Genomic DNA, 16,579 nt, shown 5'->3' with positions numbered 1-16,579 from the left:
CGCAGGCCCGGAAAGCGCCGTCGGGCCCACGCTTTTTCTGTCACCGCAGCCATTGAAATTCACTACACTTAACCCCATCCTGGAAACAATATGCTCGCGCAGGATGTGCGCTTCATTCACTCATTTAACAGGACAGTGCTTATGACCAACCCATTACTGACGCCTTTTTCGTTGCCACCGTTCTCCTCCATTCGGCCTGAACATGTTGTCCCTGCGGTCACTAAAGCGCTGGACGATTGCCGTAGTGCAGTGGAGAGCGTGGTGGCGAACGGCGCTCCCTACACCTGGGAAAACCTGTGTCAGCCGCTGGCGGAAGTGGATGATGTGCTTGGCCGCATCTTCTCCCCGGTCAGCCACCTCAACTCGGTGAAAAACAGCCCGGAACTGCGTGAAGCCTACGAACAAACTCTGCCGCTGCTGTCGGAATACAGTACCTGGGTCGGGCAGCACGAAGGGCTCTACAAAGCGTACCGCGACCTGCGCGATGGCGATCACTATGCGACGCTGAATATCGCGCAGAAAAAGGCTGTTGATAATGCGCTGCGCGATTTTGAACTGTCGGGCATCGGTCTGGCAAAAGAGAAGCAGCAGCGCTACGGCGAAATCGCGACGCGCCTGTCTGAGCTGGGCAACCAGTACAGCAACAACGTGCTGGATGCCACCATGGGCTGGACGAAGCTGATTACCGACGAAGCGGAGCTGGCTGGCATGCCGGAAAGCGCGCTGGCGGCAGCAAAAGCGCAAGCCGAAGCGAAAGAGCAGGAAGGTTATCTGTTGACGCTGGATATCCCGAGCTATCTGCCGGTCATGACCTACTGCGACAACCAGGCCCTGCGTGAAGAGATGTATCGCGCCTACAGCACCCGCGCATCCGATCAGGGCCCGAACGCCGGTAAGTGGGATAACACCCCGGTGATGGCGGAAATTCTTGCCCTGCGTCACGAGTTGGCGCAGCTGCTGGGCTTTGACAGCTACGCGGACAAATCTCTTGCCACCAAAATGGCTGAGAACCCGCAGCAGGTACTCGATTTCTTAACCGATCTGGCCAAACGCGCCCGTCCTCAGGGCGAGAAAGAGCTGGCCCAGCTGCGCGCCTTTGCGAAAGCGGAGTTCGGCGTCGATGAGTTGCAGCCGTGGGATATCGCCTATTACAGCGAGAAACAGAAGCAGCATCTCTACAGCATCAGCGATGAGCAGCTGCGTCCGTACTTCCCGGAAAACAAAGCCGTTAACGGCCTGTTCGAAGTGGTGAAACGCATTTACGGCATCACTGCTAAAGAGCGCAACGATGTGGAAGTGTGGCACGACGACGTGCGTTTCTTCGAGCTGTATGACGACCAGAACGAACTGCGCGGCAGCTTCTATCTAGACCTCTACGCTCGCGAAAATAAACGCGGCGGCGCCTGGATGGATGACTGTGTAGGGCAGATGCGTAAAGCCGACGGCTCGCTGCAAAAGCCGGTTGCTTATCTGACCTGTAACTTCAACCGTCCGGTTAACGGCAAACCTGCGCTGTTCACCCATGACGAAGTGATTACCCTGTTCCACGAGTTCGGCCATGGTCTGCATCACATGCTGACCCGCATTGAAGCGGCAGGCGTTGCCGGTATCAGCGGTGTACCGTGGGATGCAGTGGAGCTGCCGAGCCAGTTTATGGAAAACTGGTGCTGGGAGCCGGACGCGCTGGCGTTTATCTCCGGCCACTACGAGACCGGCGAGCCGCTGCCAAAAGCGCTGCTGGATAAGATGCTGGAAGCGAAAAACTACCAGGCGGCGATGTTCATCCTGCGTCAGCTGGAGTTCGGCCTGTTCGATTTCCGTCTGCATGCGGAGTTCAGCCCGGAGCAGGGGGCGAAGGTCCTCGAAACCCTGGCGGAGATCAAGAAGCAGGTTGCCCTTATTCCAGGTCCGGCCTGGGGACGCTTCCCGCACGCGTTCAGCCATATCTTTGCGGGCGGTTATGCGGCGGGTTACTACAGCTACCTGTGGGCCGACGTGCTGGCGGCAGACGCTTACTCCCGCTTCGAGGAAGAGGGAATTTTCAACCGCGAAACCGGCCAGTCGTTCCTCGATAACATCCTGACCCGTGGCGGCTCTGAAGAGCCAATGGAGCTGTTCAAACGCTTCCGTGGCCGCGAGCCTCAGCTGGACGCGATGCTTGAGCATTACGGCATCAAGGGTTAGTTGATTCGTGAAGATTCACTTAGTTGATGAAACAGGCGCCGGAGACGGCGCCTTATCTGTTCTGGCGGCCCGCTGGGGGCTGGAACACGATGAAGAAAACCTGATGGCGCTGGTGATGACCCCGGACCATCTGGAGCTGCGTAAGCGCGACGAGCCCAAACTCGGCGGCATTTTCGTCGATTTTGTCGGTGGGGCGATGGCGCACCGGCGCAAGTTTGGCGGCGGACGCGGCGAAGCGGTGGCCAAAGCGGTAGGGATTAAGGGCAGCTACCTGCCGGATGTGGTGGATGCCACGGCGGGACTCGGGCGTGATGCTTTTGTGCTGGCCTCGGTGGGCTGTCGGGTGCGGATGCTGGAGCGCAATCCAGTGGTTGCGGCATTGCTCGACGATGGACTGGCGCGCGGCTATGCCGACCCGGAAATTGGTTCGTGGTTGCAGGAGCGGTTACAGCTGATCCACGCCTCAAGCCTGACGGCACTGACCGATATCACCCCACGCCCGCAGGTGGTTTATCTCGACCCGATGTTCCCGCATAAGCAGAAAAGCGCGCTGGTGAAGAAAGAGATGCGGGTGTTTCAGTCGCTGGTGGGGCCGGATCTGGATGCGGATGGCCTGCTGGCGCCTGCGCGTCTGCTGGCCACGAAGCGGGTGGTAGTGAAACGTCCTGACTATGCGCCGCCGCTGGCGGAGGTTGCGACGACCAATGCGGTGACCACCAAAGGGCACCGGTTTGATATCTATTCCGGCACCCCGGAATAAAAAAGCCGGGTGGCGGCTTCGCCTTACCCGGCCTACATTCAGGCAATCCCGCCTTACTCGTCGTCTTCGTCGCGCAGCGGCACAATCAGCATATCCACATGTACGGTGTTAATCAGCTGACGGGCTGACGACATAAGCTTGCTCCAGAAATCCTGGTGATGGCCGCAGACCACTAGATCCATATCGTATTTCTTAATCGCATCGACCAGAACCTGGCCCAGGTCGCCGCTGCCGCTCAGGGTTTCGGTGATCGGATAGCCCGCATTCGTGGAAAGTTCGGTCAGCGCATGGTGGGTCTCTTCAGAGATACGCTTCTGCATGTCCCCCAGATTCACATCGATCAGGCCGGTATAAAGATCGGAGTAGTTAACGTCCACATGAATTAAGGAAACTTTCGCATTGTACGGACGCGCCATGGATACCGCTTTATCAACCAGCACTTTGCTCTCCGGGGAGAGGTCAACAGCGATCAGAATATGTTTATAAGCCATAGTGTTACTCCTTCCTTAAGTTATCGATGACCAATGCGTGTAGCAGTCGTCTACCTGCTTTCATTACGGCTTAGTTAAACAAAATTTTCAAGCATTGGTGTTGATAACGATTAACCTTGTGGCAAAAAAATTAACTGATCTCCTACACTATTGAATAAGCCGTTCGGATAATAAAATGTGAAGCCGATCGGCTTTTGAGTCTCTCTATCACTGAACCGTCTGTCAGGGCATTGGGGTGCGGTAGTCCCGAAGCGTTGCTTCGAGGGCGGACGCCGGGGAGGAAGTATGATTAGCACCGTCGCATTGTTTTGGGCGTTATGTGTGGTTTGCATTGTGAATATGGCGCGTTATTTCTCATCCTTGCGCGCGCTATTAGTGGTACTGCGTGGCTGCGATCCGTTGCTTTATCAATATGTGGACGGCGGGGGCTTCTTTACCTCGCACGGGCAGCCCAGCAAACAGATGCGCCTGGTGTGGTATATCTACGCCCAGCGTTATCGCGATCATCATGATGATGAGTTTATCCGTCGCTGTGAGCGCCTGCGTCGTCAGTTCATCCTGACCAGCGCACTGTGTGGCCTTGTGGTGGTGAGCATGATTGCTCTCCTCATCTGGCATTGAGCACAGAGGAAGGCGGGTCAAACCTCGCCTTCCTTTTGTCACTTATCGGGTAAAACCGTAAACCGAAGGTTTGAGATATCTTTCTGCACTGAGAATATTTTCCCACTGTAGGAGATGTTCACTTCGCCGTTACTCCCTATGCTGGCATCAGTGATTGTGCCTGTTCCCTCAAGTACCGGAACGCGCATGGCAAGCTTTCGAATAATGTCCCTCTTTTCCCCGCGTATCTCTTTTGACAGATAGTAACGGTAGATTATGGGTACCGTTGCACCACCCTTATCGTTAACCGTCATATAGAGCCAGACGCTGTCAGATAATTTATAAATCCGTTGCAGTTCATCACCCTCTCGCGGATCGGGCTGGTGGTTTAGCCACATGAACCCTAAGACCAGAATTAGTAGCGCAAGCGTGACAAACCGGTGGGTCCATTTAATAGCCGTTTTGAATGGCATATTCTATTCCTTCTCTGATATTGCGCTGGTCTGTCGGATCATCTCCGTAAGGGGGCTTTTCATACCATTTTCCCCATTCAGCTTTCGATGTACCCGCACGCCCCCGAGCCCATCCCGCGCCCATCAGGAGGATAGCCGTACCGGCAGCCCCGAAATTGAAATTACCAAATGCTGCGTAGTACGGATCGAATTTTTTGTAGTCCCATGGCCCACCATTTCTGACCTTTTGATAAAACCAGTAATAGGTCGAAGGCGTTGCCATATTGCGCGACATGCCATGTCGACGCGCTTCGCGCATATTGTTAGCGATGACGATTGAGCCCGGTCCAGGGGTAGGTACAGAAGCCATACATTCTCCATTGCATGATAATTAATCGCACCCGGCATGATAATGATTTCCCTGTCAACGGAGTGAACAAAAAATGTTCAGGTTTTCCTTATGTTAACAATGGAATAAGCTTAAATCGCAGCCATAAAAAAAGCGGGCCAGTTACCTGACCCGCTCTTCGCGTAACCTGCCTGCGATTACAGGAATTGCAGGGAGATCCAGTACAGACCGCCAGACAGCAGAATGGATGCCGGCAGGGTAAATACCCAGGCCATCAGAATGCTGGTCACGGTTTTGCGTTGCAGACCACCGCCATCAACCAGCATGGTACCCGCCACGGACGAAGAGAGAACGTGGGTAGTGGATACCGGCATACCGGTGTAGCTGGCCAGACCGATAGAGACTGCCGCCGTCATCTGAGCGGACATCCCCTGGGCATAGGTCATGCCTTTCTTACCAATCTTCTCGCCGATGGTTGTTGCTACGCGACGCCAGCCAATCATCGTACCGAGACCCAGCGCCAGCGCAACCGCCATGATGATCCAGATCGGTGCGTACTCAATGGTGTTCAGCATGTCGACTTTCAGCTTCTTCAGCAGACGTTTGTCGTCGGCAGAGACTTCAGGCAGCTTAGCCACTTTGTCGGTGACGTCAGAGATGCACAGCATGATGCGGCGCATCTGGCCACGCTGCTCTACGGAGAGCTTGTCGTAGCTTTCAACGTCCGTCAGCATGCCTTTGGCGCGCTCCAGGGCACTGATCGCATTAGCCGGATGGCAATGGAACTCCGCCGGTTTGGTAGCGCCCGCTTCCGGAGAAGGGATCAACTGGTCAACGCCGGTCGCTTTTTTCAGCAGGTCAGGATGCTGCTGGAAATAGGTTTCAACGTTGTTGATGGCATCACGGGTACGGGTAATTTCGTAACCGGACGCATTCATATTGACCACGAAGCCCGCCGGGGCCACGCCGATCAGCACCAGCATCACCAGACCAATGCCTTTCTGACCGTCGTTTGCGCCGTGCGAGAAAGCCACGCCGATTGCAGAGATGATCAGAGCGATACGCGTCCAGAATGGCGGCTTCTTCTTGCCGTCTTTCTTTTCACGCTCTGCTGGCGTCAGGTGGATACGGGCACGTTTTTTCGTACCGCTCCAGTAACGACGCAGCAGGAAGATTAACCCCCCCGCCACAACCAGACCGACAATCGGGGAAATAATCAGTGAACCGAAAATACCCAGAACTTTAGGGATGTTCAGTGCGTCCACCACAGACGTACCGGTCATCAGCGCATTGGTTAAACCAATACCGATGATAGCGCCGATCAGCGTGTGGGAACTGGATGCTGGCAGGCCGAAATACCAGGTACCGAGGTTCCAGATAATTGCAGCAAACAGCAGGGAGAAGACCATAGCAAGGCCATGACCAGAGCTGACGTTCAACAGCAGATCCGTTGGCAGCATATGCACAATGGCGTAGGCTACGCTCAGACCTCCAAGAAGAACGCCAAAGAAGTTAAACACTGCAGCCATCACCACCGCAACTTGCGATCGTAATGCCCGGGTGTAGATAACCGTTGCCACTGCGTTTGCAGTATCGTGGAAGCCGTTAATCGCTTCGTAGAACAATACAAAGGCCAGAGCAAGCAAAAGTAAAAGCCCGGTATGGAAATCCAGGCCAGCAAACAAATGTAGCATAGGACGTTACGCCATTTTGAGGACATGAACGCGGCGCATTATCCAGGACAAATGCGCAACGGGCAAAGTGAAATATAGCCTTTTTTTGATTTGCTTACTGACATAAGCGTAGCAGCAAAAGAATTACTTTTTAAATTTCAAAGAAATGCATGAAATTACAGATTTTTACGCTGGTGCGTTTCTTGAGGAAACTTTACAATTCGCGCCCTGAAAACCAGGAGGATCGAGACGTGGAAAAGTACGATGCCATCATTATTGGCGCAGGTGCGGCGGGTTTATTCTGTGCGGCGATGGCCGGACAGGCAGGACGCCGGGTTCTGCTGCTCGATAACGGCAAAAAACCAGGTCGTAAAATCCTGATGTCTGGTGGGGGCCGCTGCAACTTTACTAACCTTTATATCGAACCTGCGGCATATCTGAGCCAGAACCGTCATTTTTGCAAATCTGCGTTGGCGCGCTACACCCAGTGGGACTTCATCGACCTCGTGGGTAAACATGGGATCGCCTGGCATGAGAAAACGCTGGGGCAATTATTTTGCGACGATTCCGCACAACAAATCGTCGATATGCTGGTGGCGGAGTGTGAAAAAGGCCAGGTTACCCTGCGACTTCGCAGCGAAGTGCTGGATGTAGCGCGTGACGACGCAGGGTACACGCTGCAGCTTAATGGCGAAACCGTGAGCGCAGAAAAACTGGTGATCGCCAGCGGCGGGCTCTCAATGCCGGGGCTGGGTGCCACACCGTTTGGCTATAAAATTGCCGAGCAGTTTGGCCTGAAGGTGTTACCCACCCGTGCCGGCCTGGTGCCATTTACCCTGCATAAGCCGTTGCTGGAGCAGCTGCAAACGCTCTCCGGCGTGTCGGTGCCGTCGGTGATTACCGCCGAAGACGGCACGCTGTTTCGTGAGAATCTGCTGTTCACCCATCGCGGCCTCTCCGGTCCGGCGGTACTGCAAATCTCCAGCTACTGGCAGCCGGGCGAGTTCGTCACCATCAATTTAGTGCCGGATTGCGATCTGGAGAGCTTCCTCAATGAGCAGCGGGCGGCGCACCCTAACCAGAGCCTGAAGAATACCCTGGCAATGCAGCTGCCGAAACGGCTGGTGGAGTGCCTGCAGCTGCTGGGGCAAATTCCCGATGTGTCGTTGAAGCAGCTCAACAGCCGTGACCAGCAGACGCTGGTGGAGACCTTAAGCGCCTGGCGCGTCCAGCCCAACGGCACCGAAGGGTATCGCACCGCGGAAGTGACGCTGGGGGGTGTGGACACCAACGAACTCTCTTCGCGCACCATGGAGGCCCGCAACGTGCCGGGACTCTATTTTATCGGCGAGGTCATGGACGTCACCGGCTGGCTGGGTGGCTATAACTTCCAGTGGGCGTGGGCCAGCGCCTGGGCCTGCGCAGAGGCGCTGGCAGGAAGGTAGTGCTCCGGCGCCACGATAGCGCCCTGGACTCGCCCCCATCCGCTACACTGCATCTCAAACGTTCCGCTATTTTACGCCCTGCTCTGTTGAGCAGGGCGTATTGCGTCACCTTTCAGAGAGTGTGATATGCAGCTTGTGAGCATTATTATTTTGATCAACCTGACGGTGATCATTCATTCCACATGGATGTTTATTATCCTGAAGTTTATCAACCTGAATGTGGAATCGGTGATGCGTGTTGTGTTCCGCAATATCGTTATCATCATGACTGCCCTGTTTGCCCATCTGCTTGAAGCCAGCCTGTTTGCCGTTTTCTATCGCTTCGTCGGCGCATTTACTGACTGGAACACCAGCTTCTATTTCTCGCTGGTCAGCTACGCTACAGTAGGGTACGGCGATGTCACGTTGTCGGAACACTGGCGACTGATTGGCGGGGTGGAAGGACTGGTTGGCGCGCTGATGGTTGGCTGGTCAGTGGCGGTGCTGGTGGCTGTCCTGCAACGGCTGCGCGGCATGAGCCAGTAAAGCGCCGATGGCAGAACCTCCGCATTGTGAGGTAAAGTACACTCCCTCACGCAGGGTTATGCGTTTTAAGAGGAGAGCCGGTAAACGGTCCCTCTTTTTCTTTACTGGCTTCGCCAGTCTGCATGGTGTGTATTTTGTCTTCAAAAAGGGTTGTCTATGTCCTCTGCTCATCTCGGTTTCCCGACGGAAACCGTTATTGTTTTTGTGGTTATGGCTGTCGGGGCGATGTTTATCGACCTCTTCATGCATCGCCATGACAAACCAATTTCACTGAAAAGCGCCTCACTCTGGTCCCTCTTCTGGGTGATGATGGCGATGGCGTTCGCCGGGTTCCTCTACGTGCATCACGGTGCCGAAGTGGCGAGCCTGTTCCTCACCGGTTACGCCCTGGAAGAGGTGCTCTCCGTTGATAACCTCTTCGTGATGATGGCGATCTTCGCCTGGTTTGGTGTGCCGGATCAGTATCGTCACCGGGTGCTCTACTGGGGGGTGATTGGCGCGATTGTCTTCCGCGGGATCTTCGTCGCTATCGGCACCAGCCTGCTGAGCCTGGGGCCATACGTTGAAGTGGTCTTCGCCCTGATTGTGGCCTGGACGGCGGTGATGATGCTTAAACGCGGCGAAGAGCAGGACGAGATTGAAGATTACTCCCAGCATCTGGCTTACCGCGCGGTAAAACGCTTCTATCCGATCTGGCCAAAAATTACCGGTAACGCGTTTCTTCTCAGCCAGAAAGAGGTGGATGCCGAGCTGGCTAAGCCTGAAAACCAGGATGTGATGGTCGGGCGGGTGAAGAAGGCGAAGCGCTATGCCACGCCGCTGCTGCTCTGTGTGGCGGTAGTGGAACTGTCAGACGTGATGTTCGCCTTTGACTCGGTGCCCGCGATCATTGCGGTCAGCCGCGAGCCGCTGATTATCTACAGCGCCATGATGTTCGCCATCCTCGGCCTGCGTACCCTCTACTTCGTGCTGGAGGCGCTGAAGCAGTATCTGGTGCATCTGGAGAAAGCGGTGATCGCGCTGCTCTTCTTCGTCGCCTTTAAGCTTGGTCTGAACGCGACGGATCACTTCTGGCACCACGGCTACGGTATCGGCGCCACGGCGAGTCTGTTGGTGGTGTTAGGCGTGCTGGCGGCGGGGATTCTGGCGAGCCTGCTGTTCCCGGGGAAACGGGAAGCCTGACGGATTTTGCCCGGCCGCGCTGTGCTTGCCGGGCCTACAAGCCCTGTAGGCCGGGTAAGGCGAAGCTGCCACCCGGCAGGGTTTACAGCTTGATCGGTGAGTTGCGGCGCGCGCGCGGCGGATGGAAATGACGCCAGTGCGGATCCTGCGCCGCCGCCAGCAGCTCGTGATCGCCACGGGTATCGCCCCAGGCGCGCACGTGGTAGTTGGTCAGGCTGCCGTACACGCTCTCCAGCCGGGCCACTTTCTGCGCACAGCGACAGTTATGGCCGGTGATCCGCCCGGTCAGCTTGCCCTCTTTGACTTCCAGCTGGGTGCCGATAAGTTTAATGCCAAGCTTGTCGGCCCAGGGCTGCAACACCAGCGCCGGGGAGGCAGAGCAGATAGTTACTTCTGCGCCGGAGTTCACCTCCGCCGCCACCGCCAGCACCCCCTGCGGGCGCATCAGTTTGTCCCAGTACTTTTCGCAGAACCGCTCTGCCTGCTCACGCAGCCAGTGCTCATCCACGCCAGTCAGGAAGGTTTTGATCAGCACCTCTTTCAGTTCATCACGGGTCAGCTTGCGGCGTACGCAGTGAAGGGTGGGCAAGGCCATCCGCACCAGGCGACCAGCAAAGTAGCGCTTACCGAACGCAAAGCGTAAGAAGGGGATAAAGCTGTCGTGATGGGTCAGCGTGCCATCAAAGTCGAACACGGAGAGGACGCTGGATTTTGCCATCGCCTCATCGGCAATCATATTGGTCATAACAGAGTCTTAGCGTAAATTCACATTCTGTCCTCAGTTTACCTGCTTTAGCGTCAGATGCCACCCGCCAGCGGACAGGCGGCCATCGGCAGCGCTAGATAATATCGTCCACCACGCCGCCATCCACGCGCAGCGCCGCGCCGGAGGTGGCGGATGCCTGCTGGGAACAGACGTAAACCACCATGTTCGCCACCTCGTCTACCGTGGCGGCCCGCTGGATCACCGAGCTTGGGCGGTTTGCCATCACGAACTCTTTTGCCAGCGTCTCCAGGGATTTGCCGGTTTTCTCTATTTCGTCTTTCATCATCTCTGCAAAGCCGTCCGACATCGTCGGGCCAGGCAGGACGCTGTTCACGGTGACGCCACTCCCGGCGACAAACTTTGCCAGACCGCGCGCCAGAGAGAGCTGAGCGGTTTTCGTCACGCCATAGTGGATCATGTCCGCCGGAATATTGCAGGCTGACTCCGAGGAGATAAACACCACCCGTCCCCAGCCTTTTTGCACCATGCCGGGCAGCAGGGCGCGCGACAGTCGCACACCGGACATCACGTTGGTTTGCCAGTAGTGATTCCAGGTCTCGTCGTCGGTGGCGTAAAAATCCTGGGGGCCGTAGATCCCGGCGTTGTTGACGAGGATATCGACACCCGAAGCGACCCGGAGCAGAGCATCCACCCCTTCCTGCGTACTGAGGTCGGCAATGGCGGCCCGCACCTGAACGCCCGGTATCTGCTGCTGCAGCTGCTGGATGCCCCGGTTAACCGAGTCGACGCTGCGTCCGTTAACAATCACCTCGGCGCCGCTCTCCGCCAGCCCTCTGGCAATGGCGAAGCCAATGCCGCCTGTGGAGGCGGTTACTAACGCCACTTTTCCCGTAAGATCGATTTTCACGGCCTGCTCCTTGTCATATTTGAAGTTCAGACCATTAAGCGTAGCAGTTCACCTTTACGACGGCTGGCTGAAGAGGTGCAGTAAGGTTTCAACCTGTTCGTCGAGCGGGGCGAGCGTGCGTTTTACAATCAGATGCAGCGGTGTAGCACGGCGCGTACCGTGGTTCAGGGGCACTGTTTTCAGCACACCGGTTTCCAGCTGTTGCTGAATTCGCTCTTCCGGCAGCCAGCCATACCCCACCTGATACATCACCGCATCGATAGCGGCATCGATGGTGGAGAAGGTCCAGGCTTCGCCGCCGGGAGGCGCGGCGTAGTTCTGCCCGGCGATCTGGATGAGTGGCCAGGGGCGTAGCATTTCATCAGTGAGCGGCGTATCGAGTTCAAACAGCGGATGCTCCCGATGCGCCACGGCGACAAAATCGATATTCATCAGCCACTCGCCGCGCCCGGTCACATCATGGCGGCGGGTTAGCACCATCACGTCGGCTTCGTTCTGGGCCAGGGCCTCGCCGGCGTTCTCAAGTATTTCGGTCAGATTCACCTCGGTTTGCGGATAGCGCTGTTGAAACTGGCGCAGAATGGCAAACAGGTGACGGCGAGGGAAAATGCTGTCCACCACCACATCCAGTCGGGTCCGCATCCCGTTGCGTAGCGTCGTGGCGCGCGTCTCCAGCAGGGTAAAGGCGTTAAGCAGCGGTTTGACCTGATTTAACAGCAGCTCCCCTTCCGGGGTCAGCACCGCCTTACGTCCCGCCTGTACCAGCAGCGCCACGCCCAGCCGCTCCTGCAACAACGCCAGGTTATAACTGACGGAAGATTGGCTGCGATGCGTCTCCTCTGCGGCGCGGGCAAAGCTGCCCAACTCAACGACGCGTTCCAGCAGCGACCACTGCTCAAGGGTAGTTTTGTGCATAACTAATCTAATTTTTGGATGAATTTGATTAAATCATAGCGTTATTCATCCAATTTTTGCAGGCGTAAGATGAGCTCATTGAAACAGAGGAGACAGGATATGAGCCAGTTTGATAAGCATGATTTAAGCGGTTTCGTCGGCAAACATTTGGTCTACACCTACGATAACGGCTGGAACTACGAGATTTATGTCAAAAATGAGCAGACGCTCGACTACCGTATTCATAGCGGGATCGTGGCAAACCGTTGGGTAAAAGATCAGCAGGCTTATATCGTTCGCGTGGGCGAGAGTATTTATAAAATCTCGTGGACTGAACCGACCGGTACCGATGTGAGCCTGATTGTGAATCTCGGCGACAAGCTGTTCCACGGCACGATCTTCTTCCCGCGTTGGGTGATGAATAACCCGGAAAAAACCATCTGCTTCCAGAACGATCATATTCCGCTGATGGTCTCTTATCGCGAGGCGGGCCCGGCCTACCCAACCGAAGTCATCGATGAGTTCGCCACCATTACCTTTGTGCGCGACTGCGGTGCCAATAACGATGCTGTCATTGACTGTGCTGCCAGCGAGCTGCCGGCAGACTTTCCGAATAATTTGAAATAAGCGGGTTACAGAACCTGAAGTGCACCGTTATGGAGGGGGAAGGGCGTTGGCGTACAGACCGCGAGGCTGAGTTCGCCGTACTGACAGTGGCTGACGCAGAGCGCCGACCTTAAGGTGCTATCGATACTGACAATCTGCCAGGCGCTGCCGCCGCGCTGTTTGACGATCGCCTCTTTACGCGTCCAGATGCGCCAGAAGGCCGACAGTTTTGCCTCCGGCGCCTCCCGCTCCAGCTCGTCATGTTCGGCGAGGCTAAAAACGGCGTTAGCCAGCGCCTGCCAGTTATCCCGCGGGCGGATCACTTCGATGTCGCAGCCCACTTCGCCTTCGTCGCTTAACAGCAGGGCGATATCATCCCCGCTGTGGCTCAGGTTAAACCAGTAGGGTCTGGCATCGACGAACGCCGGTTTGCCCTGTTCACCGAAGACAATTTCCGGTACCGGGGTGGGCGATAACGCCCGAGCGAGTAGCGCCCGGCCAGCCAGCCAGGGGAGTCGGCGCGCGCCCTGCGGCGCCTGCTCAGAAAGCGCTGACGCCAGAGGGTCAGCGCTGAGGGTAGAAATTTTTCCCAGTAAGAACTGGTACATAGTCACGCCCAGCGTTTAATGATTATGGAAGTATTAATGCCGCCGAACGCGAAGGTGTTGCTTTGAAGATATTCGCAGTCAATGTGACGGGCCTCACCCATAATATAATCTAACGCGCCGCATTGCTCATCCGGTTGTCTTAAATTGATGGGCGGCGCGAACCCGCCCTCACGCCACCAGCGCATACATCTCTTATCCCGGCAGCTTGCTTTTTGGTCTGCCTGGGCCAAGCAGGATCGCCAGTTTGCTGCCGCCCCGGGTGGTCTCCATCCAGATCTTACAGACGCTGGTGAGCGGCACGGAAAGTAACATCCCCACCGGGCCGAGCAACCAGCCCCAGATCAATAACGACAGGAATACCACCAGGGTGGACATCCCCAGCCGGTGGCCCATCATTCGCGGCTCCACGATATTGCCCAGCACCATGTGGACGATAAGGAACAGCGCCCCCACCATCATGCATTCGTAAAAACCGTTGAACAGGAAGGCCTGGATCATCGGCGGTACGGCGGAGATCACCGCGCCGATATTAGGCACATAGTTCAGCAGGAAGGCCAGCACGCCCCACATCAGGGCAAACTGCACGCCCAGCAGCGTCAGCCCCAGCCAGACAATGGCCCCGGTCCACAAACTCAGCAGCGTTTTTAGCGCCAGATAGTGCGACACACCTTTTAGCGCGCGGTGTAAACCGGCGATGTGGATCTGCGGATTATTGAGGGCAAAACGCATCTTGTACGGCACGTGGCGCACTTCAAACAGCATAAAGACCACGGTCATCACCAGCAGCAGGACGCTGGCCATCGCCCCGGAAAGCTGGGTCATCAGCGCGGTGGCAAAGGTCATTACCTTCTCTGAATCCATCCGTCTCAGCATGCGCTCCGGGGAGAAGTGCAGGTTGAGGAACGGGAACATTTGCTGTAGACCGACAATTTTGCGCGTCAGCTCTTTATTGTATTTCGGCAGCATAGCGGCAAATTCATTGAGCGAGGCCGCCAGCACCCCAAACAGCGCCGTCAGCCCAATCAGCATCACCACCACCACAATGGTGATGGCAACAGGGCGGCTTACCCCCCGGCGCAAAAACCAGGTGACGAGGGGGTTAAGGACGATGGCGAAAAAGAGCGCCAGCAATAGCTGAACGAGAATATCTGCTGCGGCATGAATACCTGCCAGGATCACCACCAGACAGGCCAGCTTCATTAAAATATGGAGACCCGCTTTATCAGCGGGTGGAAGACCCGTTTTATCGGGCGGCGTGATTATCATGATTATTCCTCTTATAAGATGCTCCTAAGTGTAGTGCGCCCGCAGCGCTTCGGCTGACGCCGTTAATCTTAAAGTCGCTGCTGCATTTCTCTCCCTGGCGTGGTAATAGTGAAACACTGTTGTAAAAATTCTGGTGAACCTGATGCCCGAACCTGCCGCCGAACCGGCACTGAGTGGATTGCGCCTCAACCTGCGTATTGTTTCCGTCGTGATTTTCAACTTTGCCAGCTACCTGACCATCGGCCTGCCGCTGGCCGTCCTGCCGGGCTATGTGCATGACATCATGGGCTTTAGCGCCTTCTGGGCGGGCCTGGTCATCAGCCTGCAATACTTCGCCACCCTGTTAAGCCGCCCCTATGCCGGACGCTATGCCGATCTGTTCGGGCCAAAGAGCATTGTGGTGCTGGGGCTGTGCGGCTGCTTCCTGAGCGGGGTGAGCTATTTCCTGGCCGGGCTGACCAGCGCCTGGCCGGTGGTGAGCCTGGCGCTGCTCTGTTTTGGCCGGGTGATTTTAGGCATCGGACAAAGTCTCGCCGGAACGGGCTCAACGCTGTGGGGCGTGGGGGTAGTGGGAGCTTCGCACATCGGGCGGGTGATCTCCTGGAATGGCATCGTCACCTATGGTGCAATGGCGATGGGCGCGCCGCTTGGCGTGCTCTGCTATCGCTACACCGGCCTGAGCGGGCTGGCGTTGACCATTATGGGGGTGGCGCTGCTGGCGATCCTCTTCGCCCTGCCACGTCCGAAAGTGAAGGCCAGCAAAGGCAAGCCGATGCCGTTTCGCACGGTGCTGGGGCGCGTCTGGCCGTACGGGATGGCGCTGGCCCTCGGTTCGGCGGGTTTTGGGGTCATCGCCACCTTCATTACGCTGTTTTACGCCGATAAAGGCTGGGACGGCGCGGCCTTCGCGCTGACGCTCTTTAGCTGCGCCTTCGTTGGCACCCGCCTGCTGTTCCCCAACGGCATCAACCGGCTGGGCGGACTGAACGTGGCGATGATCTGCTTTAGCGTTGAGATTGTTGGCCTGCTGCTGACCGGTATTGCCGATGCGCCCTGGATGGCGCGGATCGGGGTGTTTCTTGCGGGGGCGGGCTTCTCGCTGGTCTTCCCGGCGCTGGGCGTGGTGGCGGTCAAAGCGGTACCGCAGCAGAATCAGGGGGCGGCGCTGGCGACTTATACGGTGTTTATGGATATGTCGCTGGGGGTGACCGGGCCGCTGGCCGGGCTGGTGATGGCATGGGCCGGGGTGCCGGTTATCTATCTGGCGGCAGCGGGGCTGGTGGCGGTGGCGTTACTGCTGACGTGGCGGCTAAAAAATGGCCTCCGGAGGAGGCCATTTCATCGTGACGCTTACTGAATCACGAGGGTATTGATGATGTTCTCTGCGGCAGTTTGCGCTTTCTGCTGATCGTCAGCAGGCAGCGTGATCTGCAGGGTCAGCAGCTTGTTGTCCACTTTGCCCAGCACCACGGAGGAGTAAGCGGTCTGGCCTTTGGCAGAGATAATGCTGTCCAGCTGTTGCAGGTTGTGGCCTTTCAGATCGATGGCTTTGTTGGTGACCACCTGCAGCTGCGGGTCGCGGCTGCGCTGCTGATCTTCCAGACGTTTCGCCAGCACGCCCAGGTCTTCATTGGTGTCGTCGCCGACGATCACAATCACCGCTTTCTGTCCGGTGGCATCGGAATAGACGTGCATATTGTTCGCCTGCGTGCCCAGCTTGCCGCTCTGATCGGTCATATCCGCTGGCAGTGAGAAACTGAGTTTGCCATCCATCAGGCTGACCGGCTGACCCGTGGCGTTGCTTTCCGCAGACGCAGCCTGAGCTGGCGTTTTCGTGTCGCTGTTATCACAAGCGGCCAGCCCCATCACCAGCAGGCCAATCCCGACATATTTAACCAGATTGCGCATTA

Annotated in this window: 17 protein-coding genes and 2 pseudogenes; 8 read left to right on the top strand and 11 right to left on the bottom strand. The window is 56.7% G+C overall.

Annotation, left to right across the window (positions count from 1 at the left end; genetic code table 11):
* The first annotated feature begins 141 nt into the window (after positions 1 to 141).
* Positions 142 to 2,184 carry an oligopeptidase A gene (gene prlC / locus GNG26_RS20895; protein ID WP_114388358.1) on the top strand — a complete coding sequence of 681 codons (2,043 nt, stop codon included), beginning with the start codon at positions 142 to 144 and terminating at the stop codon, positions 2,182 to 2,184.
* A gap of 7 nt (positions 2,185 to 2,191) precedes the next feature.
* Positions 2,192 to 2,944 (top strand): 16S rRNA (guanine(1516)-N(2))-methyltransferase RsmJ, encoded by a 753-nt coding sequence (rsmJ, locus tag GNG26_RS20890; RefSeq protein ID WP_156239953.1) that lies wholly within the window; start codon positions 2,192 to 2,194, stop codon positions 2,942 to 2,944.
* A gap of 53 nt (positions 2,945 to 2,997) precedes the next feature.
* Here rsmJ and uspA read toward each other — a convergent pair whose 3' ends face one another.
* On the bottom strand, positions 2,998 to 3,435 hold the full coding sequence (uspA, locus tag GNG26_RS20885; RefSeq protein WP_103177386.1) for a universal stress protein UspA: 438 nt from the start codon (positions 3,433 to 3,435) through the stop codon (positions 2,998 to 3,000).
* Between the two features lie 285 nt (positions 3,436 to 3,720).
* Between uspA and uspB the strand changes: the two genes are divergently transcribed.
* Positions 3,721 to 4,056 carry a universal stress protein UspB gene (uspB, locus tag GNG26_RS20880; protein WP_032615027.1) on the top strand — a complete coding sequence of 112 codons (336 nt, stop codon included), beginning with the start codon at positions 3,721 to 3,723 and terminating at the stop codon, positions 4,054 to 4,056.
* Between the two features lie 38 nt (positions 4,057 to 4,094).
* On the opposite strand, the gene GNG26_RS20875 is transcribed toward uspB, so the two are convergent.
* The 3 genes from GNG26_RS20875 to pitA all read right to left on the bottom strand — a co-directional run bounded on the left by GNG26_RS20875 (position 4,095) and on the right by pitA (position 6,530).
* Complete coding sequence (locus GNG26_RS20875; RefSeq protein ID WP_156239951.1) at positions 4,095 to 4,508, bottom strand: hypothetical protein; 414 nt, start codon at positions 4,506 to 4,508, stop codon at positions 4,095 to 4,097.
* Positions 4,486 to 4,857: a polymorphic toxin type 44 domain-containing protein gene (locus GNG26_RS20870; RefSeq protein WP_197080117.1), complete on the bottom strand. Its 372-nt coding sequence runs from the start codon at positions 4,855 to 4,857 to the stop codon at positions 4,486 to 4,488. Before GNG26_RS20870 ends, GNG26_RS20875 begins: the two co-directional genes overlap by 23 nt.
* Positions 4,858 to 5,033: 176 nt before the next feature.
* Positions 5,034 to 6,530, bottom strand: coding sequence for an inorganic phosphate transporter PitA (gene pitA, locus GNG26_RS20865; RefSeq protein WP_156239949.1), 1,497 nt, complete (start codon positions 6,528 to 6,530; stop codon positions 5,034 to 5,036).
* Between the two features lie 230 nt (positions 6,531 to 6,760).
* On the opposite strand from pitA, the gene GNG26_RS20860 reads away from it, so the two are divergent.
* The 3 genes from GNG26_RS20860 (at position 6,761) to GNG26_RS20850 (ending at position 9,661) form a co-directional block, all read left to right on the top strand.
* Complete coding sequence (locus GNG26_RS20860) at positions 6,761 to 7,954, top strand: NAD(P)/FAD-dependent oxidoreductase (protein WP_156239947.1); 1,194 nt, start codon at positions 6,761 to 6,763, stop codon at positions 7,952 to 7,954.
* Positions 7,955 to 8,080: 126 nt separating this feature from the next.
* Complete coding sequence (locus GNG26_RS20855) at positions 8,081 to 8,479, top strand: ion channel (RefSeq protein WP_156239945.1); 399 nt, start codon at positions 8,081 to 8,083, stop codon at positions 8,477 to 8,479.
* A gap of 156 nt (positions 8,480 to 8,635) precedes the next feature.
* Complete coding sequence (locus GNG26_RS20850; protein WP_156239943.1) at positions 8,636 to 9,661, top strand: TerC/Alx family metal homeostasis membrane protein; 1,026 nt, start codon at positions 8,636 to 8,638, stop codon at positions 9,659 to 9,661.
* Positions 9,662 to 9,743: 82 nt separating this feature from the next.
* On the opposite strand, the gene GNG26_RS20845 is transcribed toward GNG26_RS20850, so the two are convergent.
* The 3 genes from GNG26_RS20845 to GNG26_RS20835 all read right to left on the bottom strand — a co-directional run bounded on the left by GNG26_RS20845 (position 9,744) and on the right by GNG26_RS20835 (position 12,210).
* Entirely contained in the window at positions 9,744 to 10,406 is a 663-nt protein-coding gene (locus GNG26_RS20845; RefSeq protein ID WP_103824746.1) for an HAD family hydrolase, read from the bottom strand.
* A gap of 94 nt (positions 10,407 to 10,500) precedes the next feature.
* Positions 10,501 to 11,295 carry an SDR family NAD(P)-dependent oxidoreductase gene (locus tag GNG26_RS20840; protein WP_114385581.1) on the bottom strand — a complete coding sequence of 265 codons (795 nt, stop codon included), beginning with the start codon at positions 11,293 to 11,295 and terminating at the stop codon, positions 10,501 to 10,503.
* Between the two features lie 54 nt (positions 11,296 to 11,349).
* On the bottom strand, positions 11,350 to 12,210 hold the full coding sequence (locus GNG26_RS20835) for a LysR family transcriptional regulator (RefSeq protein ID WP_103824748.1): 861 nt from the start codon (positions 12,208 to 12,210) through the stop codon (positions 11,350 to 11,352).
* Positions 12,211 to 12,309: 99 nt separating this feature from the next.
* Between GNG26_RS20835 and GNG26_RS20830 the strand changes: the two genes are divergently transcribed.
* Positions 12,310 to 12,816 (top strand): phenolic acid decarboxylase, encoded by a 507-nt coding sequence (locus GNG26_RS20830; RefSeq protein WP_103824749.1) that lies wholly within the window; start codon positions 12,310 to 12,312, stop codon positions 12,814 to 12,816.
* Positions 12,817 to 12,821: 5 nt separating this feature from the next.
* Here GNG26_RS20830 and acpT read toward each other — a convergent pair whose 3' ends face one another.
* The 3 genes and pseudogenes from acpT to GNG26_RS20815 form a co-directional block, all read right to left on the bottom strand.
* A complete protein-coding gene (gene acpT, locus GNG26_RS20825) occupies positions 12,822 to 13,403 on the bottom strand; it encodes a 4'-phosphopantetheinyl transferase AcpT (protein WP_156239940.1) in 582 nt (193 codons plus the stop codon).
* A 2-nt stretch (positions 13,404 to 13,405) separates the two neighbouring features.
* A pseudogene (locus GNG26_RS20820) lies at positions 13,406 to 13,588 on the bottom strand (beta-ketoacyl-ACP synthase); the annotation flags it as partial.
* 7 nt (positions 13,589 to 13,595) lie between these two features.
* Complete coding sequence (locus tag GNG26_RS20815; RefSeq protein WP_103824751.1) at positions 13,596 to 14,669, bottom strand: AI-2E family transporter; 1,074 nt, start codon at positions 14,667 to 14,669, stop codon at positions 13,596 to 13,598.
* Positions 14,670 to 14,777: 108 nt separating this feature from the next.
* Here GNG26_RS20815 and GNG26_RS20810 point away from each other — a divergent pair.
* Positions 14,778 to 16,026: pseudogene (locus GNG26_RS20810) on the top strand (MFS transporter).
* On the opposite strand, the gene GNG26_RS20805 reads toward GNG26_RS20810, so the two are convergent.
* Positions 16,020 to 16,577: a DcrB family lipoprotein gene (locus GNG26_RS20805; RefSeq protein WP_103824753.1), complete on the bottom strand. Its 558-nt coding sequence runs from the start codon at positions 16,575 to 16,577 to the stop codon at positions 16,020 to 16,022. The pseudogene GNG26_RS20810 and the gene GNG26_RS20805 overlap by 7 nt on opposite strands.
* Positions 16,578 to 16,579 lie beyond the last annotated feature (2 nt).

The organism is Leclercia sp. J807 (genome assembly GCF_009734465.1).
GTDB lineage: Bacteria > Pseudomonadota > Gammaproteobacteria > Enterobacterales > Enterobacteriaceae > Enterobacter.
The sequence above is the reverse complement of the archived record's forward strand: the minus strand, read 5'-3'. Positions and strand labels throughout refer to the sequence as shown.

Bases quoted from the DNA above. Each gene is read 5' to 3' on its own strand.
- prlC (WP_114388358.1), top strand. From the start codon at position 142: ATGACCAACCCATTACTGACGCCTTTTTCGTTGCCACCGTTCTCCTCC.
- pitA (WP_156239949.1), bottom strand. From the start codon at position 6,530: ATGCTACATTTGTTTGCTGGCCTGGATTTCCATACCGGGCTTTTACTT.
- uspB (WP_032615027.1), top strand. From the start codon at position 3,721: ATGATTAGCACCGTCGCATTGTTTTGGGCGTTATGTGTGGTTTGCATT.
- GNG26_RS20845 (WP_103824746.1), bottom strand. From the start codon at position 10,406: ATGACCAATATGATTGCCGATGAGGCGATGGCAAAATCCAGCGTCCTC.
- GNG26_RS20855 (WP_156239945.1), top strand. From the start codon at position 8,081: ATGCAGCTTGTGAGCATTATTATTTTGATCAACCTGACGGTGATCATT.
- GNG26_RS20830 (WP_103824749.1), top strand. From the start codon at position 12,310: ATGAGCCAGTTTGATAAGCATGATTTAAGCGGTTTCGTCGGCAAACAT.
- GNG26_RS20870 (WP_197080117.1), bottom strand. From the start codon at position 4,857: ATGGCTTCTGTACCTACCCCTGGACCGGGCTCAATCGTCATCGCTAAC.
- GNG26_RS20805 (WP_103824753.1), bottom strand. From the start codon at position 16,577: ATGCGCAATCTGGTTAAATATGTCGGGATTGGCCTGCTGGTGATGGGG.
- GNG26_RS20850 (WP_156239943.1), top strand. From the start codon at position 8,636: ATGTCCTCTGCTCATCTCGGTTTCCCGACGGAAACCGTTATTGTTTTT.
- GNG26_RS20875 (WP_156239951.1), bottom strand. From the start codon at position 4,508: ATGCCATTCAAAACGGCTATTAAATGGACCCACCGGTTTGTCACGCTT.
- acpT (WP_156239940.1), bottom strand. From the start codon at position 13,403: ATGTACCAGTTCTTACTGGGAAAAATTTCTACCCTCAGCGCTGACCCT.
- GNG26_RS20835 (WP_103824748.1), bottom strand. From the start codon at position 12,210: ATGCACAAAACTACCCTTGAGCAGTGGTCGCTGCTGGAACGCGTCGTT.
- GNG26_RS20815 (WP_103824751.1), bottom strand. From the start codon at position 14,669: ATGATAATCACGCCGCCCGATAAAACGGGTCTTCCACCCGCTGATAAA.
- uspA (WP_103177386.1), bottom strand. From the start codon at position 3,435: ATGGCTTATAAACATATTCTGATCGCTGTTGACCTCTCCCCGGAGAGC.